This is a genomic window from Thalassococcus lentus, from assembly GCF_028023555.1.
Lineage (GTDB): Bacteria > Pseudomonadota > Alphaproteobacteria > Rhodobacterales > Rhodobacteraceae > Thalassococcus_A > Thalassococcus_A lentus.
On sequence record NZ_JAQIOY010000001.1, the window covers coordinates 355,954 to 379,684 of the forward strand.

The window sequence follows — 23,731 nt, forward strand, 5'->3', positions numbered from 1 at the left end:
CGGCTTATGCTTTAGTTCCAAGGAGCGGCGCTAAGCCTTCAAGCCTGACACCTTGGACAGCGTCTCTCCGAAACAGAGTAAGGAGTGACGCCATGATTTGGCCAATTCGAACTAACTCAACCCATCTGTGTCCTAAGACCGGTATCTGGCAGCCCGTGGACGGGCCGCCTGACCGGCAAATTGTGCTGAGGGGAGCTCCATTCCCGAAGCACGACAAGCATCGCGACTGGATGCTGGTTGGAAAATTTGAATGACCTTAGCGCGCCTCTGGCGCGCTTTTTTTGTCCGAGGAGAACTCGATGGAAATTAGATCATATCAATCGGCCGAGCGTTGCCCGGTTTCAGGTATTTGGCGCTGCAACTCATGTCAGATGGCAACGGCAGTATTCGCCGCCGGAGAGCCATTCCCCAAACTACATGGCCAGTCTGTCAAATGGAGACTGGTCCGTTCGTTCGCCTGCTAGACGAGCTTAGAGAACGTAGCGGCTGAGGTCGGTGGAACGCGTCAGTTCGCCGAGGTGACGTTCAACAAAGTCGGCATCAACGACGATGTCTTCGCCGGCCTTGTCCGGTGCGTTGAAAGACAGCTCTTCGAACACGCGTTCCATGACAGTGTACAAACGCCGGGCACCGATGTTTTCTACGCTTTGGTTAACTTCGGCGGCGATCTTGGCCAGCGCCGCGATGCCTTCTTCGGTGAAGGTCACAGTCACTTCTTCGGTTGCCATCAATGCAGTGTATTGAAGGGTCAGCGCATTGTCGGTTTCTGTCAGAATGCGAACGAAGTCTTCTTCGGTCAGCGGACGCAGGTTCACCCGGATCGGTAGTCGGCCCTGCAGTTCTGGCAGCAGATCCGACGGCTTCGCGATGTGAAACGCGCCAGAAGCGATGAAAAGGATATGATCGGTTTTGACAGCCCCGTGTTTGGTGCTGACGGTTGTTCCTTCGATCAGGGGAAGCAGATCACGCTGCACGCCTTCACGGCTTACGTCGCCGCCGCGTGCTTCTTGGCGCGCACAGACTTTGTCGATCTCGTCCAGAAAAACGATCCCATTCTGTTCGACCGCCTCAAGAGCAGCCTGTTTGACTTGCTCATCGTCCAGCAGTTTGTCGGCTTCTTCGGCAATCAACACCTCGTAGCTGTCGGCAACGGTCATTTTCTTGCGAGTGGTTCGCCCGCCCAGTGCTTTGCCGAACAGATCGCCAAGGTTCATCATGCCCATGTTACCGCCGGGTTGCCCGGGTATGTCCATCATTGGAAATGGCGAGGCTGTTTCAGCCACGTCCAGTTCAATCATGGTATCATCCAGCTCGCCGGATTTTAGTTTGCGGCGAAACATCTCGCGCGTTGCGTCGCGCGCATCTTCGCCCGCGATGGCCTCGATCACACGCTCTTCTGCGGCCGCATGGGCGCGCGCTTTGACGTCTTCGCGCATATGTTCACGGACCATCGCGATCGCTGCATCAACCAGATCGCGAACGATCTGTTCGACATCGCGCCCGACATAGCCAACCTCGGTGAATTTGGTTGCTTCAACCTTGATGAACGGGGCTTTGGCCAGCTTGGCCAGGCGGCGACTGATTTCGGTTTTGCCAACGCCGGTTGGCCCGATCATCAAGATGTTCTTTGGATAAACCTCATCCCGCAGATCATCAGAGAGCTGCTTGCGGCGCCAACGATTGCGCAGCGCTACGGCGACCGCGCGTTTGGCGTCACTTTGTCCAATGATGAAGCGATCGAGTTCGCTGACAATCTCACGCGGCGTTAGGTCGGTCATGACGATCCTTTCCGGTGGCCGAATTTCTTTGTTCATTCGGCCAGGCATTGAATTAGCTTAGCCGCCGATTTTCTCGACGGTTAGATTTCCATTGGTGTAAACACAAATGTCGGCAGCAATCGCCATGGCAGACCGCGCGATCTCTTCGGCGCTCTTGTCTGATTCCATCATGCCTCTCGCCGCGGCGAGCGCGAAGTTCCCGCCTGACCCAATGGCTGTCACATCGTGCTCCGGCTCCAGAACGTCGCCCGCGCCGGTGATAACCAACAAGTCGGTCCCGTCCGTCACAATCAACATGGCTTCGAGCTTTTGCAGGTATTTGTCTGTGCGCCAGTCCTTGGCCAATTCAACACTTGCCCGCTGCAATTGGCCGGGAGTTGCCTCCAGTTTTGCTTCGAGCCGCTCAAGCAGGGTAAAAGCATCGGCGGTCGAACCCGCGAACCCACAAACCACGTCATAACCACCCGGGGACAGCCTGCGAACCTTTCGCGCTGTTCCTTTAATGACCGTCTGGCCCAGAGAAACCTGCCCGTCACCAGCAATAACGACTTCGCCACCTTTGCGAACGCCGATAATCGTTGTGCCGTGCCAACCGGGAAATTCATTGTCAGCCATGGGGTCTCCATCCTTGTTCGTGCCCATATGGGGGCTGGACTTTCCCCCGGCAAGGCAGTGCATTGATCGCATAGCGTTATTGGCGGGGAAAGGGAATGGACGCACTCGCGACCGAAGCCATGGGCCTTTGGCCCGAATTGGCATCTCAAATGGGAGAAGACCCCGGCAGCTGGACTGCAAAAGTCATTGCAAAAAGATCTGACAGCCGTGTGCAAATGGTGGTTCTCAGTTTGAACAAAGCGGACCAGAGGCTTGTGCTGAAATGGCAGAAGTCGCCCATTGCCACAGAAGATTTTGCCAAATCCATACATGTCCAGATTCAGGCCGCGGAGGTATTTGAAACTGGCGTTCCGGCGGTTCATGCGATCGATCTGGAAAGACAGGCCTGCGTCATGGATTTCGCTGGCGGCCTGCCATTGGCAGTCGCCATTCAGAACGGCAAACCCGAGGAAAAGCTTCAGCAGGCCGGACAGTGGCTCGACCGGTTTCATAGAACAGGCTTGGCTGAACCAAGGGTGTTTCAGCCCAAATATACGATAAACTATCTTCGGCAGATCCTGACGGAGATCAATCAAGGCATCCGGACTGTGCTGGACCGATCACAGTTCGAACAATGCGCGGCTGCGTTGATCGATCGGCAACCTGTTTTTGAGGGCCGGGTCACACAGGCCGCCACCCCGCATGGTGACCTGCACATGCGCAATCTGATCATGGGTGAGGTCGTAACCGGAATTGACTTTCGCGGTGGCAATCCGGTTCCGGTGGGCCATGATATCGGCAGACTTCTGGCGGATGTGGCCATTCTGCGGGCTGACCACGCGACAGTTCCGCCAGGACAGGTGTTGCCCAGTCCACTGATGGATGCGTTTTTTGCAGGATACACGCTGGTCGGCCCAGAAGACCCATCGGTGCAACTGCTCATGCGTCACCGGTTTCTGGCAGAATGGTGGGGTTTACCCGCCGATATCGACCGTTTGAGCATGGCACAGTTTCGTCGATGGCAAGGCATTCAGAGCCTGTACCCACGGATATTTCCGGCGGTTTAGACACCTGAAAAAAGAACGCCCCACCTATTTGGCGGGGCGTCGTGTATCAGCTGATCAGCCAGTGATCAGATTGTTTCTTCAATCCAGCTTTGCAGAGCTGCCTTTGGTGCTGCGCCGGCGCGGTTCGAAATTGGCGCGCCATCCTTAAAGATGAACAGCGCCGGAATGCCGCGAACGCCCATGGCAGCAGCCGAGTTGGGGTTGCTGTCTACATCGACCTTCACGATTTTGACCTTGCCATCCATTTCGGCGGACAGCTCTTCCAGAGCGGGGCCGATCTGTTTGCAGGGGCCACACCATTCGGCCCAGAAATCCACCACAACGGGGATATCGGAATTCTTTACTTCGGCATCGAAGGTATCGTCGGTGACGGCAACAGTGGCCATGTCAGTCTCCTTGGGATCAGGTGGGAGTCGCGCTGCGTTTCAGGTCAGGGAAGGTATGAGCGCAGGGTGTCGACGTCAAGATGTTGTGGCACGTTGCAGGGCATTGCTCACAAGATCGTGCGACAATGGCATGTAGACCGGTTTTGCGGTCCAGATCAGACCCACCTCAATCTGATGGTCAGGATAGAGCTGGGACAGCATAGCTTCATAGGCACCCATCTGCCGCAGCAGACCTTCGGGCGTCTTTACGCTGTCATCTGGGATCACCCGGTTTGATTTGTAGTCGATTGCCGTGACTTTTTCCGGTGTCACGATCAGCCGATCGATGATGCCATGTAGACGACCGATACCAGCGACTTTGGCCGAAATAGAGACTTCAGCCAAGGATTCAGGCCCGTGCAGCGACGCCAGATCGGGATTGGACAGAACGTTCAACGCTTCGGTTCGAATCTTTGGCAAGAGATCGAAAATGGGTTCCAGATCAATGTCGGTGTTTTGATGGGCCATCAGGGCATCTGCAGCCTCTTGCCTTTCGCTCTCTGGTATCGCCGCGAGCAACTCCAACATCTGGTGCAGCGCGCTGCCCCGAAGCTTTGCGACTTCTTCGGAATCACCTTCGGCACCTGGCAGAGCCTTTGCTCCCCCAAGGTCTGAGGGTGATTTGGTTTCGGGAAAAGGATCGGCTGGCTTGGCTGGTTCCAACAGATAGGCATCCAAATGGGGGGCCGTGTCCGGGACAATTTTCTCTTGAACGAAGGGCAAGTGATCCCAGTCGTTTCCGACCCTCAACCCATCTGTCAGATCAGGCTCACCCAAATCAAACTTTTGCGGAATTGCGCCCGCCCCATCCATCCCGCGTTGGACTTTCTCGTACCAGGTATTTCCACTTGTTCCCGGACTACCAGCACCGGCCACAACCAGCCATTTTTCCGCTCGCGTCAGCCCGACATAAAGCAATCTGTCACGTTCCTGTGCTTGCCTTGTCTTCGCGTCTTCAAGCACCTCGATTTGTCTATCCGGCTGGAGTTTTCCGGGCTGTTTCCAGACGAGCCCTTCGTTGTCCTTCAACAGCTCGCTTCGGATATCGTTCTTTACGTTCACGCAATCGGGCATGATCACAATTGGGGCTTCCAGCCCTTTGGCGCCATGCACAGTCATGACGCGCAGCGTACGCCCGGCACCCTCGGCGGCGCGTTTTATCTGAAGATCATCCGCCTGCACCCATTGCAAAAAGCCTGTCAGAGATGGCACGTCGCTCTGTTCGTATGAAAGGGCCTGACCAAGCAATGCGTTGATCCCGTCCTCGGCTTCGTTGCCAAGACGTCCGATCAGACGGCGACGGCCCGAATGTCGGGTAAGGATGCGATCAATCAAATCGAAAGGCCGCAGGAAATCCGTATTGTCGCGAAGATCCTCTAAGACAGAGACTGTTTCTGCGTAATTTGCCCTTTGCTCTCGTAGATACTCCCAAAGATAGGCTTCGCCACGCCGGTGCGCGAGATCGAACAGATCCTGTTCAGACAGACCAAAGAGGGGTGATCGCAGCGCTGTTGCAAGAGAGAGGTCATCTTCCTGCGTGGCCAGGAATTGCAACAGCGCAACAATGTCCTGAACCGCCAGTTCAGCAGTCACCTTCAGGCGGTCAGCCCCGGCAATCGGAATTTCCGATTGTTTGCAGGCTCTAATGATTTCGCTGAACAGGCGTTGGCGTCCGCGAACAAGAATGAGGAAGTCACCGGCATGCGCGGGCCGTGTTTGATAGGTGCCCGTGTTTCCGATTTCCACCGGAATGGGTGTGCCGATCGTTTGCGCAACGAAATGAGCGACGCGTTTTGCCAGTATGACGGTGTGATGTTGGCTGCCCAGCCGATCAATCGGATCGTACCAGTCGCCGTCAGTTTCGCGGGGGGCGTTGTCAACCAGCGGCCAAAGATCAACCCGTCCAGGCATTTCGGATTTAAACGCCGCGTGTGTTTGATCTGGCTCGAAACCGGATGGCTGAGCGCCGGCAAAGGTGTTGTCAACGACCCGCAGGATTGGTTCAGCCGACCGGAAGCTGTATTTCAATGCGAGGCTTTGGAGTGGTGCGTTGGTGTCTTTCAGACGTTCCGCGAATTCGTTGCGCATGCGGTCGAACTCGTTTGGGTCGGCCCCTTGAAAGGAATAGATTGATTGCTTTTTGTCTCCGACCACAAAGATCGTCCGGGAGACATTGGCGCGCGCGCCAATCCCAGCGGTGAACTCTTGGGCCAGACGTTCGATGACCTTCCATTGCACCGGGGATGTGTCTTGGGCTTCGTCCACCAGAATATGATCGATGCCGCCATCCAATCGGTAGAGAACCCACTCGGCGACGTTTGAATCAGAAAGCAGATCTCGTGCCCGGGTGATCAAATCATCAAAGTCCAGCCAGCCGCGCGCTTGCTTGGCCGCCTCATAGGCTGGAACAAACACGCGACCAAATTCGTATAGCGCCAGTTCACGGTCAGCCGCGACCAACGCCAGCATTTTTTGATGAAGGGCCATGACCTGTTCAGTCAGCGTTGCAAATCGGGGCAGATGCACAGCCATCGGGCCTTCGGCCAGACCCTTGTTAAAGAACTTTTTGCGCAGCTCATTCTTTTGCGTCGTTATGGCATCGAACAGCGCGTCAAAGCTGGGCTTGTCGTTGCCTTTCACCGGTTTCAACGCGGCTCCGAATTTAAGGTCGTTCGCTGATCCGTGAGCGAGGCAAAGCTCAGCCACGTCTTGCACGAAAGAGACGGTATCTTCGAAAAAAAGATCAGCGATCAGGCTTTGTTCGTCCACGCCGGGTTGGATTCCATAGGCAGACCGAATTTCCTGTCGGGTTCGACCGGGGACAAAGTCATCACCATGTTTCGTGATGGCGCGCAGCAGGTCGTCCACATTCTCCTCGACAACGAAAGGCGCGATGCCGCGAACCAGTCTCGATTGCGGCCCATCAGCGATCTGATCGAGGATTTCGGCACGCAGCAGATCGGCTGCACGGTCTTCCATTTCTGTGAACTGTGGGCTGACGCCCGCCTCGAGCGGGAACCGTCGCAAAAGGGCAGCACAAAATGAGTGGATGGTTTGAATACGTAATCCACCCGGTGCTTCGATTGCGCGGGCAAACAGGGTGCGGGCTTGTTGAAGAAATTCGTCCGATAGATCAGCGTCAGCGCCAAGTTGGCGCAACTCGTCGCGCAGGGCGTCGCTGTCCAGCATTGCCCAAGCACCAAGCCGTTTGAACAGGCGGTTCTGCATCTCTGTCGCGGCGGCCTTGGTGTAGGTCAAACACAGGATGTGTTCTGGCTGCACACCGTCCAGAAGCAGTCGTGCAACCCGATCTGTCAAAACCCGTGTTTTGCCCGATCCGGCATTGGCAGCCAGCCAGGTTGAGGCGCCCGGTTCTGCTGCACGAACCTGTGCCTGTGTTGCTTCGTCCCGGATCATTTCAACACAACCTTTTTCGGCGCATCCGTCACGTCCCACTCCCCGAACCGGGACAGGTGATCGTAGTTGGCGCGATCATCATCCTTGAGCAAGGCGCGGCGCGCGGTGAATCCCTGTTCTGCGGACAGATAGGCCGTGATCAGTCTCGTGAACTCTTGCCACGTTTCCTGCGGTGGGCACTGCTCCAAAGGCGCCTCGACTTGTTTGGGATCGCTTGGCTTCAAAGAAACAAATTTGGCGGCTTCGATGTGGCGTGGGCTTACGCCGGGAAACCCACCTTCCAGCACCATGGCCGCCTCAAGCAGCAGCTGGCGATCAAAATGGATCTGCTGTTGTTCACTCGAAGCCTTGCCTGTCTTGTAGTCGTAGATATAGGCCCCTCCGCGTTCGTCGATGTCGATCCGATCGGCCTGAGCGGTCAATGTAAAACCAAGCAAGGGAAGCTGGACTGCGCCTTTGACCTCGAAATTGTCCGGGTGTGGCGTTGCATGGAATTGGCGGTCTTTTTCAGACTGAACAAACCAGTCCGCAACCTTTTGCATGCGGGCAAGCCACAAGGCTCTTGTGGTCGGAAACGGCACCTTTCCGGGATCGCCGATAATTCGCTCTGATACCTCCATGAAACTTTCCGGGGTAAGCCGGTTTGGATCAGCCATCGACTCGCGCAGGAATGCCTCGATGGTGTCATGCAGCATGATGCCCCGCATCAGGGCATCCGGTGCGCGCATCAGCGGATCCAGCTCGCGCAGGCGCAGCACTTTGCTCGCGTAGATATCGTAGGGGTCCCGAACCAGCCTCTTGATGGCCGTGACGGATAGTTGCCGCGGACGTGAATCTACGGGCGGCGCGGGTGAGGGCCGCGGCTCGGGGCTGGTTTCGATAGGAGTTTCCGCGACGCGCGCCAGTGCAAGCCAATGGGCACCGCGATCCTTCATTTGCCCAAGAGCGTCCGGGCCCTGTTGTGCAGGCAGGCCAGCCATGAGATTCATCAACCGATTGACCCACCGCGACGGCACGGTTTCCGCATCATCCGATTTTACCGCCCGCGTCAGCCAGACTTCGGGTGCGGCGGCGGCCTGCTGAAAGTCGTGCGCAGAAAGGCCAATGCGCCTTTCAGGCAATAATAGACCCGCATCTGACCGCATTTTTCTGTTCAGCCAAGGATCAGCACCGGGCATCTCGGGCCAGCTGCCTTCGTTCAGCCCCGCAAGGATCAAGAGATCTGCATCCATGACTCGGGCTTCGAGCGTGCCCCAAATCAGAATATTCGGATGCGGCGCATCGCGATCCCGAACATCTGACTGGGACAGGATTGCGCCAAACAGACTGGCGTAGTCCATTGCAGACATATCTGCGCCGTAACCGGCTTCGGCCTCGAGGTTTTGAACGACGGCCTTTACAACGCGACCGGCGTTTTCCGCCCAAAGCGCACCTGCGTCATCACTGGATGATCCCGCCACGATTGCACTGGCCAGTGCAATATGCTGCTTGACCCAATCCGCCAGTGATCTTTGTCCTTCGACCGAATTGTCCGAGAAGGTCTTGGCCACCCAATTTGCCCAGTCAGGACAATTGCGCGCCTGCCCCCAGGCACGGATCAGATCGGCGTCGGGGTAAGGCCATCCTTTTCTGCGGATGTGTAGTTCGAGATTGGACGAGTTTAACCGATGGGGCCCGCGTTCCGCGCCAGTGTGGGTCAGCGGATGCTTGAGCAGTGTCAAAAGCGCTTCGGCTGTCAAAGGGCCTGAAAAGAGTTCAGCCACGTGGCGCAACAGACGCCCCGGGGGGCTGAGTTGCGCAGGCGTTCCGGCGCTGTCGTCTGGCAGAATATCCCAGCGATCCAGAGCCGATGTCACCTGTCGGGTCAACATACGATCCGGAGTAATCAGCGCGGCCCGAGTTCCCTTTTCCGCGGCCTCACGTAGCCGCAGGGCAATTGCGATGGCTTCTTCGCGCGGACTGCGCGCCTCGAGCAATGTAACGTCGTTCATTGCGTCGGGTAGGCTGGGAAGGTTTGGTCCCTCGCTGCGCCATTGATGGGTGACGGGTGCCGGCCTTAAGGCCAAGGATACTACCGCGTTGCGCGCTGGGCTGGGGGCCGGGTCATTCGCCCAATGACCAACCCGCGAGACACGATAGTCCAGATCAGCCATCATGCGCGCAAAGCGATATTGCGGATGATCTTCAGCCGCGAGGCTGCCCTGATCAGACGACAGCGCCAACCGATCCCAAACGGTTTGTGGCATATCGAAATCGAACCCGGGCAAGATCACTGCTCCTTGTGGCAACTGCGTAACCGCGCGCATCAATTCAGCCGTGGTGCCGCGTGACCCAGTTGATCCCGCAATGATAATTGGGTTTTGAGGCGGATTCTGTTGCCAGCTCTCGAGTTTGGCCCGAAGGGCAATTCTATTAAATCCTGCTGAATCAGGCTCTGATTCCGGGTCGAAAAAGGGCTGAACGATCTTAATGAACTGCAGTGCACGGGCCCAATGGCCGGACTGATCCGAAACGTCGAGGTTGGCCACGGTTTCCGGCAGAACACCTTCACCCTGCATCTCTTCCATAAGCGATGCAAGGCTGTCGGACAGATCAAAAAGCGCACTGCGTGGCGCCAGCTCTTTTTCGGCGTCCAAAAGCCGTGAAACCAGTTGGGTCAGCTCCAAACGACGACGCAATGGCGGGACCGTGCAGGGCAATTTTGCGCGCAGCAAAGGATCCGCAAGATTGGTCACGAGCTTGATCTTGGGAAGGAAGGTGTGTTCGCCGGCGTCAAAAACCGTTCTCAAGCGGCGTGCCATTCGGGTTGTGTTCACAAACAACTCGATCTTTGCAATCTCCTCAGGCGGACCAGCGAGACGTTGTCGCAGCCCGGCCACGAGTTGTTCCGCGAAGTCAGCCCCGGGGGGTAGTCCGAACAGGCGCGGCTCTGCTTCGTCAAACATCATTGGCCAACATCTCTTCTGCCAGACTGATACCCTCTGGATGACCAACGTCACACCAATTGCCCGCATATTGCAGACCATGTAGCCGCCCGGATTCGGCCATTCGATTCCAAAGGACGTTCAGAGAAAAAGCCTCTTCTTTGACCTCATGCAGTAGATCGGTCTTGATGATTTGCGCCCCGGTGTAGACCAGATCGCCTTTCCGAGTGAGGCGGCCCTCTGGCGTTAGACTGAAGTCTCCGCCGCCTTTTCGTCCAATCGCCCGTTCTACCGGAACACACAGCAACAGAGCATCCATGGCGTCAGGGCGCCAAGCGTCACGCAATAGGCCCAGAGGTGCGTCGCCGGACCAAACAGCATCCGTGTTCAGCGTATAGACCGGCGACGTGTTCAGCAGGGGCAGCGCCTTACGCAATCCTCCACCCGTGTCGAGGATGTTCGGCTCTTCAACAGACACAGCAATTCCGGAACCCGCCAGATGATCCACAATTTGATCGGCGTAGTAGTGAGCGTTTACCACCCTGTTTGGAATACCTTCCGTAAGCTCTAATGCATGATCCAGCAGTGTTTTGCCTGCGACGGGAACCAGCGGTTTTGGGCGGCGTTTCGTCAGATCACCCATCCGGGTGCCAAAACCGGCGGCAAAGAGCATTACTGCATCGGGCATGCGGTTTTCAGCCTTTCAAGATGATCGCCAGTTGGCTCTGGAAGAGCATCCAGGATCAGTGGTGCAACATGGGCCAGCGCAGGATGTTTGAGGTCGTTTTTGAGGTGTCCCCAAACACGCGGGATCAGATCAATATACCCGGGCTTCCCACGGGTTTTCGCAAGGCGAGCGAAAACACCCAGAATTCGCAGGTTTCGTTGTGCTCCAAGTACACTCAACGACGTATTAAACTGATCGGAATTCAGCCCAGTTGTGGTGATATAGTGACTGATGCAGGCGTCTTTGGTGCCCGGAAACAAATCCCGTCTGGCGTCTTCGAGCAAAGAAATCAGATCGTAAGCCCTGTGCCCCTGCAATGCGTCCTGAAAGTCCAATAGCCCGGCGCGCGCCGGTCCGTCGCGAGTGTCCAGATCGAGGATGTTTTCCGCATGGTAGTCGCGCAGGATCATCACATCGGTTGGCGTGGCATGGGCTTCGAGGATCGGTTGAAAAGCTGCGGCAACTTTGGCCGCCACATGCTTTTGATCAGCGTAGTGGACAAAAGCCAGGTCGGTCATGTTTGCCAGAGTCCGCGCATCGGCGACCGGCAAATCGGAGGGCGGCTCATGGCGATGCAGTTCTATCAATGCGTCCGTGGCCGTCAGATACAATGCACGTTCCGTGTGGTCATCAATGGCCAGCTTTGCGATCAGACTGTCACCAAAATCTTCAATCAGCAGTAGCCCTGCTTCTGGGTCTTCTGCGTAGATTTCCGGCGCACTGAGTCCCAGAGACTTAAGATGCCGTGAAAGACGAGCAAACAGTGACACATCGCCGTCAGGGTCTTGCATCAGCATCGCGGTTTGACCGTTCATTCGTAGACGAGTGTACCGGCGCGTTGACGCATCTCCCTGCAATGGGTGGTGCTCCGCATCGCCCCACCCGGCATTGACCAGAAACGAATTCATGCCCTCAGCTCCGCACAGACGGTGTCCCAACGAATGTTTGACCAAGTGAACGTCAATGTTCGCTCATGTTCGGATCGGGGCGGGGCATGAGTTTCGAAATTGACCGACAGTGCATTTTCGGGCGTCATGTCCTCCAAACGGTTCGGCCATTCGATCAGACAAATCGCATCCTGCATTGCGTCCAGTAGTCCAAGTTCGGCCACTTCGTCCGGATCGGATAGGCGGTACAGGTCAGCGTGCCACAGCATGCCTTTTTGGGTTTCGTACTCCTGAACCAATGTAAACGTAGGTGATGGGACATCTTCGGGGACGTCTTGCAAAGACTGGATCAAACGACGGGCAAAATGCGATTTTCCGGCGCCGATACCGCCAGACAAAAGCAACACGTCTCCACTCCGGAGCGTTGCGCCGATCCGCACTGCGATCTCGGCAGTTTTTTCCGGTCCATTTGTTGTCAGGGAGGTTGATCGGCTTGTCATAGGCGCAAGGATACCGGGCGGGCAGTCAGCCGCAAGTGCAGATCAATCCCTGACTACTCCGTGGTGTCCATCGTTGCTGCCGGAACCGCGCTTGCTGCGGTCATCTTGGAAAAACGAACTAGGGTCGATCCAGCTGCGACTGGCTCGACAGAGCAAAAGAGGCTCCCACCTTGGCGCAGATCAAGCCCGGTATCCCAAGCAGCGCGATCCCGTAGCGTCAAAACGAATTCACGTATTTCCGGCCATACGGGTGTGGGCACGCAGGCTTTCGACCATGCCTGTGTTGCGTCGACAATTGTCATTTCGGCAAAGGCGCTGTCCGGCTCGCAATCCCACAGGGTTCGGTATGCCGTATTGCAAAACGTCAAAACGCCCAGCTGGGAAAAAACGGCGACCGCGTCGTCAAAACTGTCGATCACAGATTGCGTCATTTCCAGTTCTGATCGAAATCGTCTCGTCAATGAAATCTCGGCGCTGATGTCTTCCAGTAGGAAAGCGATTGCACCGTCGGGATGCGGACGGCCTGTGATCTTGTAGGTCAACCCGGATGGCAGGTTCCAAGTCTCGCAATAGCGGTCATCCTGAGCGGCGTTGACAACGTTGGTCAACTGGTCGCGCCAACTGGTGTAGTTCTTTGGCTCTGGCATCATGCGGTTCTCACGCATGTGATCAAAAAAGCTGAGCAGGTTGGGACGCGCAGACAGGAATTCGACCGGTAGTCTGGTCAGATCAAGGAGCGCGGGATTGAAAAGAACCAGACGGTGATCTTTGTCGAACACGGAAAGCCCGATGGGCAGGTGTGCAAAAGTCTTGGTCAGGGTTTGCACGAAATTGCGCTGGGCCAATTCGGCCGTGACAAGCGCATCAATGTTGCTGGCATAGTAAAGCGTTCCGGTTTCGGTGGGTTGGCTGGTGATTTCAAACCAATGTTTTTTGCCAGCAGCGGTCTCAAGACTAGCACGGGATTGCCGGGCCGTTTTCGTGTCAATGACAGGCAGGTTAAACAGTTGTGTTGCCTGTTCCCCGGCCGCGCCGCAGTCGCGGATCAAAGCATTATAGGCCGCATTGGACCAAATGATTTGGCTGTCGCTATTGGTTTTCCACATGGGTGTGACCGCCATTTCCACGGCTTCTGTGGAAGCATCCTCTGGTGTATCGGCGGCCGCAATGTCGCCGGATGAATGGATGTCTCCAAGCTCAAGGATTCTGGTTTCGCCGTCTGTCCGCAGGAATAGCTGCTGGCCTTTGGCACCAGTGTCGCCCAGAACAACAGGCTGGTCCGGAAGTTCATCGGGGAGACCATCTATAAATGTCGCCAGCCTGTCTTTCAGCCGACACCAACTTTGGCCGGGCAACACGAGATCACCCAGGGAACGCTGTGCATGCTCGTTGCTATGGATGACCAATCCATCACGCAACAGGATCACCGACCGTCGGTTGACTGATGGGCCGACGAACGACGCTTTTTGTATACGGTTGGTCGTCGCTATCAGGAACAAGCCAACCAGCCCGATCCCAATTCCGGCAAAGGATGCTAACCATATGTTCACCAACGATCCCCCCGAATGGCGCTTCGAGGAGAGCGTCGATGACAAAGGTTAATAGCCGCTTAATCGTGTTGGTTAAGTGGGTCCTAGACTTCAAACCTCTGGTTTTCGCCCAGCACCGCTCCGCGCTTGCCTGCCTCGGCCAGAATTTTACTTGCGGGCCAGACCACTTCGACAATGGCGCCGCGGCGCTCGTTGTTTTCCGGACTTGGGAGAAACGGGTCAGTGCCGTTCGCAAAGCTTAGCTCGGCGCCCGTTCGTTCCAAAAGCGTTTTTGCGATGAACAGTCCCAAACCCATACCCTCGTATTCGGGCCGTTCTTTCTTTTCTTCTTCGGTTCGCCGCTTGCGGACAAACGGGTCGCCCATTCTGCCGATCAGATGAGGCGGAAATCCCTGACCGTCGTCCAAGATCCTGATTGAAACCAGGTCATCGGTCCATGTTGCTTCGATCCAGATATTGGCCCGGGCGAAATCAACGGCGTTTTGTACCAGATTCCGCAAACCGTGTATGACTTCTGGACGCCGCAGAATCTGAGGTTGGTTGAAATCGCCGCCGGGGCCCGGACCGTCTTCGATAAAAATATCTTTGCCTCGGTCCTGATGCGGCTCTGCGGCTTCTCGGATGACTTCGACCAGAGGAGCGTGGCGCATATGCAGGTCGTCCTTGCCGGCCCTTCCCATGGATCGCAGGATATCGCTGCACCGATCGGCTTGTTCACGGATCAACAAGGCATCTTCCTGCAACTCCGGGCGATCATCCAGATCGTCGGCCAATTCGGCTGATGTCAGCTTGATGGTGGCCAGAGGAGTGCCAAGCTCATGCGCGGCGGCGGCAACCACACCACCGAGATCATTCAGCTTCTGTGCGCGAGCCAGCGCCATTTGTGTCGCGGCAAGTGCGTCGGACATGGAATGCATCTCGCGGGAAATGCGGCGCGCGTATATCGAAATGAAAACAAGGGCGATGGTGATCGCTGTCCATTGGCCAAAGACGAACACATCAGGTATCCGCAGGATGAAACCCTGTTCGGTCCTAAGCGGCATGTGGTAATAGACCATCCCTGTCACCAGAAGGAACGCTGTTCCGCCCAGAATGATGGTCGACCGCAGCGTCAAGACTGCCGCGGAAACGGTTACCGGGCCCAGCACAAGCAAAGAAAACGGATTGTGCAATCCGCCTGTCAGGTAGAGCAGGAAACACAACTGGAGCAGATCAAACAGAACCATGAGCAGGTTCTCGTTCTCTGAAAGGCGCTTGTTTTCCGGGAATACGAAGATGGCCACCAGATTGCCAACCACGGAAACCCCGACCGCCAGATAGCAAAGCCCGAGTTCAAGTTGCAGGTTGTAAAGACGCTGAGCAATCGTGATTGCGCTGATCTGGCCAATAATGGCCAGCCAGCGCAGCCAGATCATCGTCCGCAGACGAATCCAGTTGCTTCGCTTTTGTTCGCTTAGAAATCCAAGTTCCGATTGTGCCATCTGCGCCTTTTCGTCCCTTGTGCACGGCTAGCCAATTGTTAGGTCTGATGCAGACTCCAATCAATTGGTCAAAAAGGTGCGACATGCAGAAACTTGCGGCGGCGTCAGGTGGTGTTGCCATCCTCGCTCTGATGGGGGCGATGTATTACGTCACAATGGGTCCGGACAGCGATGACAGGTTTGCGGGCTGTCGAAGCGGCGCGATTGCAGGCGGGCCGGGGGCTATTGGTGGGCCGTTCGAGTTGCTGGATGCCAACGGCCAGACGGTTACCGACGCTGACGTCATCACCGAACCAAGCATCGTTTATTTTGGTTACACGTTTTGCCCGGATGTTTGCCCGCTCGACACTGCGCGGAATGCCGAAGCCGTCGATATTCTGGCGGATCGCGGCTATAGCACGACCCCGGTCTTTATTTCTGTGGACCCTGAACGGGATACGCCCGAAGTGGTCGGTGACTTTGCCTATAACCTTCATGAAAAGATGATCGGGCTAACGGGTTCACCGGAACAGGTAAAGGCCGCAAGTCAGGCGTACAAAACCTACTACAAGGCACAACCCGCCGAGGATGAGTACTACCTCGTTGATCATTCGACCTTCAGTTATCTGGTTCTGCCGGAAGAAGGGTTTGTTCAGTATTTCCGAAGAGAAGTTGGGCCGGAACAGATGGCCGATCAGGTGTCGTGCTTTATCGATGCGATGTAGGTTCACAGACAGTGCTCAAATCAATGGTTTGACCCCCCAAAAGCCTAGGGGTAATACTTTTCTTCACAACCGCATCAATCCCGGGAGGAGCGCGCGTGGCTGATCGAGCAATCGAGGAATTGGGTGACGACCGTTCGCTGCTATTGGTTGATGATGACGAGCCGTTCCTCAGGCGATTGGCCAAGGCCATGGAAAAACGGGGCTTCGAGGTAGAGACAGCAGGGTCTGTTGCAGCCGGAAGCGCGATTGCTACGGCCCGTCCACCGGCCTATGCGGTGGTGGATCTGCGGTTGGAGGACGGCAATGGCCTCGACGTGGTTGAGGTGCTTCGCGACAAGCGCCCGGACAGCCGTATCGTGGTTCTCACTGGATATGGCGCCATTGCCACTGCTGTTGCTGCGGTCAAAATTGGTGCCACCGACTATCTGTCGAAGCCAGCCGATGCGACTGACATCATGAACGCATTGCTGGCGCGTGGAGATGATTTGCCTCCACCGCCCGAAAATCCAATGAGTGCCGATCGCGTACGCTGGGAACACATCCAGCGAGTTTATGAACTCTGCGACCGTAATGTTTCAGAGACCGCCAGGCGGCTGAACATGCACAGAAGAACACTGCAACGGATTCTGGCCAAGCGCAGCCCGCGCTGAAGCTTGATTAGATCAAGGACAATGAGGACCGCGCTGACGTGGCGTGTTGTTCTAGCTTTCGTGTCTTTTGCAGGTACCAAGCGATACCGGGCTGACCCTGTTTTTCAGCGTTTTCCAGCGCAATGCGCGCCTCTGCCAAATCCCTTGCACTCAGCAATAGCGCTTCTGCTGCCTTTGCACGAATGTCACGAATTTCAGTCAAACGGGCCTGATAGGAATCCGGCGTGATTTCTCCGGTTTTACGCTGCCGTTTAAGGGTTTCCAATTCCGCAGACTGCGCAGCCAACATCGCGTCCAAGGTCGATTGAAGTGTTGTCATTTGGTCATCTGCCTTGGAAATGGCAGGCATTACGCGGTTCAAATCCACCAGCGCCATACGTTGTTCGACCTGCTTGCGTCCATTGGCATGTCCAATGACGCCACCAACCGCGCCGCCGACCACAGCCGCTTGAGCACAGCGCCCCGCGCCTGACGCTGAAACAGCCGAAAGCCCGCAGCCCAGCACCGCCCCAACGGCAACGCCGCGCATCGTAGATTTGCGCAGGATGTCCTTGGACAACTTCGAAAGCCTGACGGCTTGCTCGCCAAGCGCGACCTCGTGAATGTCGGCACTCTGTACCGGCGCAATCGTTGCGTTGACTGTATTCTTTGACACGAAGGACGGCGCTGCAGTCTCACTACAGCTGACCAACATCCCCGTGCTCAATACGGCGATCAACAAACCTTTTGCACACATGACTACTGCCCTCTGAAACCATAGATGTTTTTTTCTTGTCGTTTCAGATCAGAGAACACTGAGGCAGAAATTGGGCGAATTGTTCGCAAATTGAAGGGTTTTCGAAGGTTTCCGATAGTTTTTTGGGTCACTTCCCCTACAGCGTGTATCTCTTGATTACTCTGTCAACCTTGGCGCCATCTGCGCGGGTGAAGTCATCTTTCCAGACTTCGTGGTCTACAAATCCAAGTCGGCTGTAGAACGCCAGTCCACCGGTGTTATCAGAGGTGATCTTTGCAATGATTTCTTTAGCGCCAAATGCGCGGCTGTCTGCCAGAGTTTTGGCAAACAAGGCGCGGCCGGCCCCTTTGACCGGATTTAGTCGATCAGTAAAGCTGCCGATCGACAGAACGTCATCACCCACATCAAAGGCACCCTGAAACCCAACCACACGTGTTCCAAGCAAGGCCACGTTTGTGACCGGCGCTTCATCCAAGTAGTGATCCGAGAAAGCGTCCTCGGAAAATGGATCTTCGTAGGCTGTTGAGCCGCCCAATGCGATGATGTGGTTCACAATTGCCGTGCAGGCCGGCACATCCACCCGTTTCATGCCGCGAACTCTGATCATCCTGTCTGCTCCAGCAATGTGGCATGACGCGCAGTGAAATCCCGGCGCACTTCCATGGGGGGCCTCAAGCGTATTTGCATGCCTTGAATCAATTCTCGATCCGGGATGCCAAAGAACTTGTTGGCTTCTTCTTCGGTAAATCCGGCGATCTGGATTGCCTCCATCCATGCGCTGATCCGGTCTGCCTTTTTGATAAGCTTCTTGAGCTTGGCCGGTGTCGTTGCGGGTAGTCCAAACCGGATGTGCACCGCTGCCTCGAGCCTTTTATCCAGTTCAGAATAGCCCGGCCCGACAGCCGCTTTCACCGGAGAGATCATATCACCGATGACGTATTCCGGGGCATCGTGCAGCAAAGCGGTCAGCCGTTCTGTCGCCGTTGCAGTTGGGCAAATGCGTCCAAACAAGGCTTCGACCAGCAAGGAATGTTCGGCAACCGAATAGGCGAAATCGCCCCGTGTCTGGCCATTCCAGCGCGCAACAAAGGCAAGCCCATGCGCGATATCTTCGATCTCGATATCGACCGGTGTTGGATCCAGCAGGTCCAACCTGCGTCCGGATAGCATGCGTTGCCACGCTCGGGGTTGTTTGGCCATCTGTTTACTCGTTGTACAGAGAAGTGGCGCCTAGCTAGCGCGAAGGCCTTGGCGCGTAAACTGATCAGATTGAAATGCCGGACCCTTCGACAGCATAAACATGGTTTCCGTGCAGTTTGCCGATACGCTCGTAGCCCAGCCCGCGAAAATTGCGGTTAATCCAATGAAGCTGTCCAAAGTACTCCAATACCAGAATGGGCTTCCATCTGTTGATGATGTGGTACGCGCCTTTCATGGCCTCTTTTTCGTGACCTTCGACATCCAGCTGCAAGATGCTGACCTTTCGATCCAGCGGTACAACGTAGTCGAGCATCATGGCGTCAACGGCCTCGACGCCATCGCCGTCCTCTTGGACGAAATGGGACAAGCCCCCCAGCGACTTTCCCTTGTCGTCCTTGGTTTTGAAGAGAATTTGACCAGAGGTGTTTGAAAGCGCGGCATTGAACAGATTGGCATTTTTCAGCTTGTTCATCTTGGCGGTTTTTTCGGCCGCTTCGAAATTGCCGGGGTTCGGTTCAAACCCCCACAACTGAGCATTCTTTGCCAAGGCGGTGCTCAGGGCGGGCAGGAAATCTCCGAAAAACATACCCGCATGAATGATGTCACCATCCCCGGCGTTGGCGCGCATGAATTTCAACGTGTCGGGTTCGTAGGGAACGCCGGACAAAACGGCCTTGGCAGCGGGCCTGCCCTCGAGGCCTTCGGGTACATGGTAGGTGCCATACTCATTCTGAGGTTTTGCTTTTGTACCGGTCGTTGCCATTGCGCTGCTCGCTTCGCTTTTTAGTTGCATGCAGCTTATCCTCGTTGCTCAAATTGGCAAGGAATGATACCTGCCTGCGCAAGATTAAGAACGAGCAACCTCGGAGGCAGGCCCATGGCCAAGGACTATATTGTCAAAGACATCGAACTGGCCGAATTCGGTCGCAAAGAACTGGACATCGCCGAGACAGAAATGCCGGGCCTTATGGCTTGCCGGGCGGAATATGGCGAAAGCAAACCGCTGAAGGGCGCGCGCATTGTCGGTTCGCTTCACATGACGATCCAGACCGCGGTTCTGATTGAAACGCTGGTGGCGTTGGGCGCAGATGTGCGCTGGGCATCGTGCAACATTTTCTCAACACAGGATCACGCTGCTGCCGCCATTGCGGCAGGCGGAACACCCGTGTTCGCGATCAAAGGTCAGAGCCTGGAAGAGCACTGGGACTATCTCGACAAATCCTTCCTGTTCGATGATGGCCCGAACATGATCCTGGATGATGGCGGCGACGCGACCCTGTACATCCTTCTGGGCGCTCGCGCCGAAGCTGGCGAAGACATCATCCCGGTGCCGACATCGGAAGAAGAAGAGGTGATCAAAAAGCAGATCGCCAAGCGCATGAAGGCAAGCCCCGGCTGGTTCACCAAAATCCGTGACCAGATCAAGGGTGTGTCCGAAGAGACGACAACCGGTGTTCACCGCCTCTATGAACTGGTCAAGCAAGGCCAATTGCCGTTCCCGGCGATCAACGTGAACGACAGCGTGACCAAGTCGAAATTCGACAACAAGTACGGCTGCAAGGAATCGCTGGTTGATGGCATTCGCCGCGCAACAGACACCATGATGGCTGGCAAGGTTGCCGTGGTCATGGGCTATGGTGACGTTGGCAAAGGCTCTGCCGCGTCGCTGCGTGGCGCTGGTGCCCGCGTGAAAGTCACCGAGGTTGATCCGATTTGTGCGCTGCAAGCTGCAATGGACGGTTTCGAAGTCGTGCTGCTGGAAGATGTCGTCGGTGATGCGGATATCTTTATCACCACAACTGGCAATAAGGACGTGATCCGCATCGAGCATATGCGCGAGATGAAGGACATGGCGATTGTGGGCAACATTGGCCATTTCGATAACGAAATTCAGGTTGCTGCACTCAAGAACCACAAGTGGACCAATATCAAGGAACAGGTCGACATGATCGAGATGCCAAACGGCAATCGTCTGATCCTGCTGTCCGAAGGCCGCTTGTTGAACCTTGGCAACGCTACGGGCCATCCTTCGTTTGTGATGTCTGCGTCGTTCACGAACCAAGTCCTCGCTCAGATCGAGCTTTGGACAAACGGCGGCAATTACAACAACGAAGTGTATATCCTGCCCAAGCACCTCGACGAAAAGGTTGCGCGTCTGCATCTGGACCGCATCGGTGTGAAGCTAACCAAACTGGACACCGAACAGGCCGCGTACATCGGTGTGACACCAGAAGGTCCATTCAAGCCAGAGCACTATCGCTACTGATCACGGTCTTCTGGACCTTCAAAATGTTTTGTGGTGCGGCAGTCCAAAATGGATTTGCCGCACCATTCACGAAAAATTTCCCTGTCGATCCGCTCGTTGTCGTTGAAACTCCGGTCGATTTGGACCTTTGATCAATCTCAGATGTTTCGGGCATCCAATGGCCCGAATGTGTAGATCGGAAAGGTCCCAGATGTTCACTAGACGTCACATGGTTGCGACAACTCTTACTGCTCTGGCTGCGCCTGCGTTGATCAATCCTGCATTGGCTTCGCCCAGCGATTGGGACGGCTGGGATTCGCAGGTCACGCCCGCAGACTTCGATCTTGAAAATTCAAACCCCTGGGGATTGCACCGCCGGTTCCTTCCGCGCCGCGTACAGGCAAACGAAGGATTGAAGCCGGGTGATATTCATGTCGATGCTGTCGCCCGCTATCTCTACCACATCGAAGAGGGCGGGACCGCGATGCGCTATGGCGTCGCGATTGGTCGTGACGGGCTCTATGAGCCGGGCGTCTATACAATCAAGCGCAAAGCCAAATGGCCGCGTTGGGTGCCGACCAATGCAATGATCGAGCGTGAACCCGAGAAATATGCACGTTGGGCCGATGGCGGACAGGATCCGGGCCCGGCCAATGCGTTGGGTTCACGGGCCTTGTATCTCTATGTTGGCAACAGGGACACCTACTTGCGCATTCACGGCACGCCCGCTCCGCGTTCCATCGGAACACGGGCCAGTTCAGGCTGTGTGCGTATGGTCATGGCGCATATCAACACGCTTTATGATGCGGTTGATACAGGTGTTACGGCACACCTTTATCCAACGGATGGCGGTGCGCTTTAGCCTTCGGCGTCCTGAGCCTTGGTGCAGATCGGATTTCCTGCTTTGGTCCGCAGGGGAAGCTGCGTCGTCTCGACCGGCCCCTTGTGTGTGTACCAGTAGCATCCGTCTTCTGACCGGATGCGTGCAGTGGTCAGATCCTGAAAGGGCGCCGCGATTGATGAAACGGACTCCGGAACGGTCACGATACCACCGGTAGCTCCGGCATCACCGGGTACAGGTTCGCAGGCGGCCAAGGCCAAGAACACCAGAGGGCAAGCAACAAGAGCGATGGATCGGGTCATTTCAGGACTTTCTCAGGTCTAAACAATTGCCCGCACCGTCGCACCCGGTGCGGTGTTCTACAAGTTCTCACAGAGTATCTGAGCCAGTTAGCACGCTAACGTGACCTTCGCGTAGCACATCAGGGTCATAAGCTTTGCGGCCAAAGACCTCTCGAACCATGGGTTCGAAGTGCTCCAGAGTTTTGCTGTCGTAGTCAGGGTCAAAGCTGGATTGATCCCACCGCTCGCAGAACGCGGCGCAGCTGTCGTAGCAAGGGTGATCCTTGAACTGTTCGCGCGCATTGCGATCCCAGCCATAGTGGTGCCCGTAGTAGAACATTTGGAAAATACCGTGGTGTTCGACCACCCACGCCACGTCCCATCTTACGAAGGGGCGGATCACTTCGGCTGACATGCGGTCGTGGTTCTGAGGAGCCAACCCGTCACCGATGTCGTGCAAGAGCGCCCCAACGACCCAATCAATATCGGCGCCGTCTCGTTCCGCGCGGGTGGCCGATTGAAGGCCATGTTCCAGCCGGGTGATCTTGTAACCTTCCAGCGTGGCCTCACCGGCGCGCTGCAGTTCATCCAATACTCGATCCGCCGTCATACCCAGGAACGGCTTTTCCAGTTCTTCCAGCAGCGCGTAGTCTTGCTGCGTGCCGTCTTTCATCTGCGTAAAGCTGACAGTTCGCGGGTCCGTCATCACTGTTGTCCTTGTGCTTGATAAAGGCCGACGCTGGATTCCGCCCCGGCGGCAAGTGCCTTGGATTGATGGGCCAGAACCTGATCATAAAGCGCCAGATCATCCGGTGCAAAAAGCGTACTGGCACCTGCAACATTGATCCACCCCCGAACAGGATCGCATCCACGCACCAACATCGCGTAGTCGGGGCCCAATGCGGGTTGCCGAACTTCAGGTGTGACATAGCGGATCGCCAGACCAATGCGCCGGTCGTCGGACTCATTCGGGCCGGATGCATGAAAACAGCGGCCGTGATGAAACGACATTTCACCGGGCCGTAGTGGGCCGTGAACCGCCTGCGTTTCATCGATGCCCTGAATTTCCTGGCCGCGTGATAGAAGGTTGTCTGGATCGAATGTGTCGTCGTGATCGACGATTTTCCCTTTGTGGCTGCCTGGAATGAACCGCATGCAGCCGGCTTTGATCGAAACATCCGAAAGGGCAATCCAAGCCGTCAGTTCTTCATCCGTTTCCCCCATGCCCCAATAGGTCAGATCCTGATGCCAACTGACCACGGATTGAGTACGCGGTTCCTTGATGAACAATTCGACCGACCAAACCAGCAGGTTTTTGCCAAGCACGGATTGCACGGCGTCCAGAATGCGGTTCGACCGGCCAACCCGGGCAAGCAGCGGTATGACAAGCTGTCCGTTCACGCGGAAAAACTGACCCAGGTCATGTGCCCCGGACCCAGAGGTATGATTTCTCTCCAGCGTCTCGATCTGCGTTCGCAAGTCGCGCACTTCATCAGCGTTGAATGCTGCCAAGCCGGTGACAAAGCCGTTTTGCCGGTATTGGTCGAGCTGCGAAGTCGTCAAAGTCATGCAATACCCTCCTTCTTCGCTACAAGTTTTCTGGTGTTTTGGAGGTCGTTCTATGCATGTGGCGACATCGTGTGCGTCGTTTCCATACCGCGCGAACGGTTCAGAGGGGAAAAGTCCTGCGGTTTTTTCCGTTGCCCGCACCGGATTTCCCGTTA

At 56.0% G+C, this 23,731-nt stretch carries 22 protein-coding genes; 5 read left to right on the forward strand and 17 right to left on the reverse strand.

Annotated features, from left to right (window positions below; genetic code table 11):
• Nucleotides 1-470: 470 nt before the first annotated feature.
• The gene (gene hslU, locus PFY00_RS01800) at nucleotides 471-1,778 is read right to left on the reverse strand and encodes an ATP-dependent protease ATPase subunit HslU (protein ID WP_271430802.1); all 1,308 of its coding nucleotides are present in this window, start codon (nucleotides 1,776-1,778) and stop codon (nucleotides 471-473) included.
• Between the two features lie 57 nt (nucleotides 1,779-1,835).
• On the reverse strand, nucleotides 1,836-2,393 hold the full coding sequence (gene hslV / locus PFY00_RS01805; protein ID WP_271430803.1) for an ATP-dependent protease subunit HslV: 558 nt from the start codon (nucleotides 2,391-2,393) through the stop codon (nucleotides 1,836-1,838).
• A gap of 95 nt (nucleotides 2,394-2,488) precedes the next feature.
• On the opposite strand from hslV, the gene PFY00_RS01810 reads away from it, so the two are divergent.
• On the forward strand, nucleotides 2,489-3,439 hold the full coding sequence (locus PFY00_RS01810; RefSeq protein ID WP_271430804.1) for a phosphotransferase: 951 nt from the start codon (nucleotides 2,489-2,491) through the stop codon (nucleotides 3,437-3,439).
• Between the two features lie 65 nt (nucleotides 3,440-3,504).
• On the opposite strand, the gene trxA is transcribed toward PFY00_RS01810, so the two are convergent.
• From trxA to regB, 8 genes are all read right to left on the reverse strand, one after another.
• Nucleotides 3,505-3,825: a thioredoxin gene (trxA, locus tag PFY00_RS01815; protein WP_271430805.1), complete on the reverse strand. Its 321-nt coding sequence runs from the start codon at nucleotides 3,823-3,825 to the stop codon at nucleotides 3,505-3,507.
• A gap of 75 nt (nucleotides 3,826-3,900) precedes the next feature.
• Entirely contained in the window at nucleotides 3,901-7,281 is a 3,381-nt protein-coding gene (gene addA, locus PFY00_RS01820) for a double-strand break repair helicase AddA (protein WP_271430806.1), read from the reverse strand.
• Entirely contained in the window at nucleotides 7,278-10,226 is a 2,949-nt protein-coding gene (gene addB / locus PFY00_RS01825) for a double-strand break repair protein AddB (protein ID WP_271431440.1), read from the reverse strand. The genes addA and addB overlap by 4 nt, the downstream gene beginning before the upstream one ends.
• Complete coding sequence (locus PFY00_RS01830) at nucleotides 10,219-10,893, reverse strand: nucleotidyltransferase family protein (protein ID WP_271430807.1); 675 nt, start codon at nucleotides 10,891-10,893, stop codon at nucleotides 10,219-10,221. Before PFY00_RS01830 ends, addB begins: the two co-directional genes overlap by 8 nt.
• Nucleotides 10,878-11,840, reverse strand: a complete 963-nt coding sequence (locus PFY00_RS01835) for an aminoglycoside phosphotransferase family protein (RefSeq protein ID WP_271430808.1) — start codon at nucleotides 11,838-11,840, stop codon at nucleotides 10,878-10,880. The genes PFY00_RS01830 and PFY00_RS01835 overlap by 16 nt, the downstream gene beginning before the upstream one ends.
• A complete protein-coding gene (gene tsaE, locus PFY00_RS01840) occupies nucleotides 11,837-12,319 on the reverse strand; it encodes a tRNA (adenosine(37)-N6)-threonylcarbamoyltransferase complex ATPase subunit type 1 TsaE (protein ID WP_271430809.1) in 483 nt (160 codons plus the stop codon). Before tsaE ends, PFY00_RS01835 begins: the two co-directional genes overlap by 4 nt.
• A 53-nt stretch (nucleotides 12,320-12,372) precedes the next feature.
• On the reverse strand, nucleotides 12,373-13,869 hold the full coding sequence (locus PFY00_RS01845; protein ID WP_271430810.1) for a PAS-domain containing protein: 1,497 nt from the start codon (nucleotides 13,867-13,869) through the stop codon (nucleotides 12,373-12,375).
• An 83-nt stretch (nucleotides 13,870-13,952) separates the two neighbouring features.
• On the reverse strand, nucleotides 13,953-15,350 hold the full coding sequence (gene regB / locus PFY00_RS01850; RefSeq protein ID WP_271430811.1) for a sensor histidine kinase RegB: 1,398 nt from the start codon (nucleotides 15,348-15,350) through the stop codon (nucleotides 13,953-13,955).
• A 131-nt stretch (nucleotides 15,351-15,481) separates the two neighbouring features.
• Between regB and PFY00_RS01855 the strand changes: the two genes are divergently transcribed.
• Together PFY00_RS01855 and PFY00_RS01860 are read left to right on the forward strand one after the other, a co-directional pair.
• Nucleotides 15,482-16,054, forward strand: coding sequence for an SCO family protein (locus PFY00_RS01855; RefSeq protein ID WP_408648441.1), 573 nt, complete (start codon nucleotides 15,482-15,484; stop codon nucleotides 16,052-16,054).
• 95 nt (nucleotides 16,055-16,149) lie between these two features.
• On the forward strand, nucleotides 16,150-16,704 hold the full coding sequence (locus tag PFY00_RS01860; RefSeq protein WP_271430813.1) for an ActR/PrrA/RegA family redox response regulator transcription factor: 555 nt from the start codon (nucleotides 16,150-16,152) through the stop codon (nucleotides 16,702-16,704).
• 7 nt (nucleotides 16,705-16,711) lie between these two features.
• On the opposite strand, the gene PFY00_RS01865 is transcribed toward PFY00_RS01860, so the two are convergent.
• The 4 genes from PFY00_RS01865 to PFY00_RS01880 all read right to left on the reverse strand — a co-directional run bounded on the left by PFY00_RS01865 (nucleotide 16,712) and on the right by PFY00_RS01880 (nucleotide 19,433).
• Nucleotides 16,712-17,359 (reverse strand): hypothetical protein, encoded by a 648-nt coding sequence (locus PFY00_RS01865; RefSeq protein WP_271430814.1) that lies wholly within the window; start codon nucleotides 17,357-17,359, stop codon nucleotides 16,712-16,714.
• A gap of 217 nt (nucleotides 17,360-17,576) precedes the next feature.
• Nucleotides 17,577-18,047 (reverse strand): GNAT family N-acetyltransferase, encoded by a 471-nt coding sequence (locus PFY00_RS01870; RefSeq protein ID WP_271430815.1) that lies wholly within the window; start codon nucleotides 18,045-18,047, stop codon nucleotides 17,577-17,579.
• Complete coding sequence (locus tag PFY00_RS01875; RefSeq protein WP_271430816.1) at nucleotides 18,044-18,640, reverse strand: HD domain-containing protein; 597 nt, start codon at nucleotides 18,638-18,640, stop codon at nucleotides 18,044-18,046. The genes PFY00_RS01870 and PFY00_RS01875 overlap by 4 nt, the downstream gene beginning before the upstream one ends.
• Nucleotides 18,641-18,704: 64 nt before the next feature.
• Entirely contained in the window at nucleotides 18,705-19,433 is a 729-nt protein-coding gene (locus PFY00_RS01880) for an FkbM family methyltransferase (protein ID WP_271430817.1), read from the reverse strand.
• Between the two features lie 84 nt (nucleotides 19,434-19,517).
• On the opposite strand from PFY00_RS01880, the gene ahcY reads away from it, so the two are divergent.
• Nucleotides 19,518-20,906, forward strand: a complete 1,389-nt coding sequence (ahcY, locus tag PFY00_RS01885; RefSeq protein ID WP_271430818.1) for an adenosylhomocysteinase — start codon at nucleotides 19,518-19,520, stop codon at nucleotides 20,904-20,906.
• A 190-nt stretch (nucleotides 20,907-21,096) separates the two neighbouring features.
• Nucleotides 21,097-21,747: a L,D-transpeptidase gene (locus PFY00_RS01890; RefSeq protein ID WP_271430819.1), complete on the forward strand. Its 651-nt coding sequence runs from the start codon at nucleotides 21,097-21,099 to the stop codon at nucleotides 21,745-21,747.
• On the opposite strand, the gene PFY00_RS01895 is transcribed toward PFY00_RS01890, so the two are convergent.
• The 3 genes from PFY00_RS01895 to PFY00_RS01905 all read right to left on the reverse strand — a co-directional run bounded on the left by PFY00_RS01895 (nucleotide 21,744) and on the right by PFY00_RS01905 (nucleotide 23,576).
• On the reverse strand, nucleotides 21,744-22,028 hold the full coding sequence (locus PFY00_RS01895) for a hypothetical protein (RefSeq protein ID WP_271430820.1): 285 nt from the start codon (nucleotides 22,026-22,028) through the stop codon (nucleotides 21,744-21,746). The genes PFY00_RS01890 and PFY00_RS01895 overlap by 4 nt on opposite strands.
• Before the next feature lie 67 nt (nucleotides 22,029-22,095).
• Nucleotides 22,096-22,713, reverse strand: coding sequence for an HD domain-containing protein (locus PFY00_RS01900; RefSeq protein WP_271430821.1), 618 nt, complete (start codon nucleotides 22,711-22,713; stop codon nucleotides 22,096-22,098).
• Complete coding sequence (locus PFY00_RS01905) at nucleotides 22,713-23,576, reverse strand: phytanoyl-CoA dioxygenase family protein (protein WP_271430822.1); 864 nt, start codon at nucleotides 23,574-23,576, stop codon at nucleotides 22,713-22,715. Before PFY00_RS01905 ends, PFY00_RS01900 begins: the two co-directional genes overlap by 1 nt.
• Between the last annotated feature and the right edge of the window lie 155 nt (nucleotides 23,577-23,731).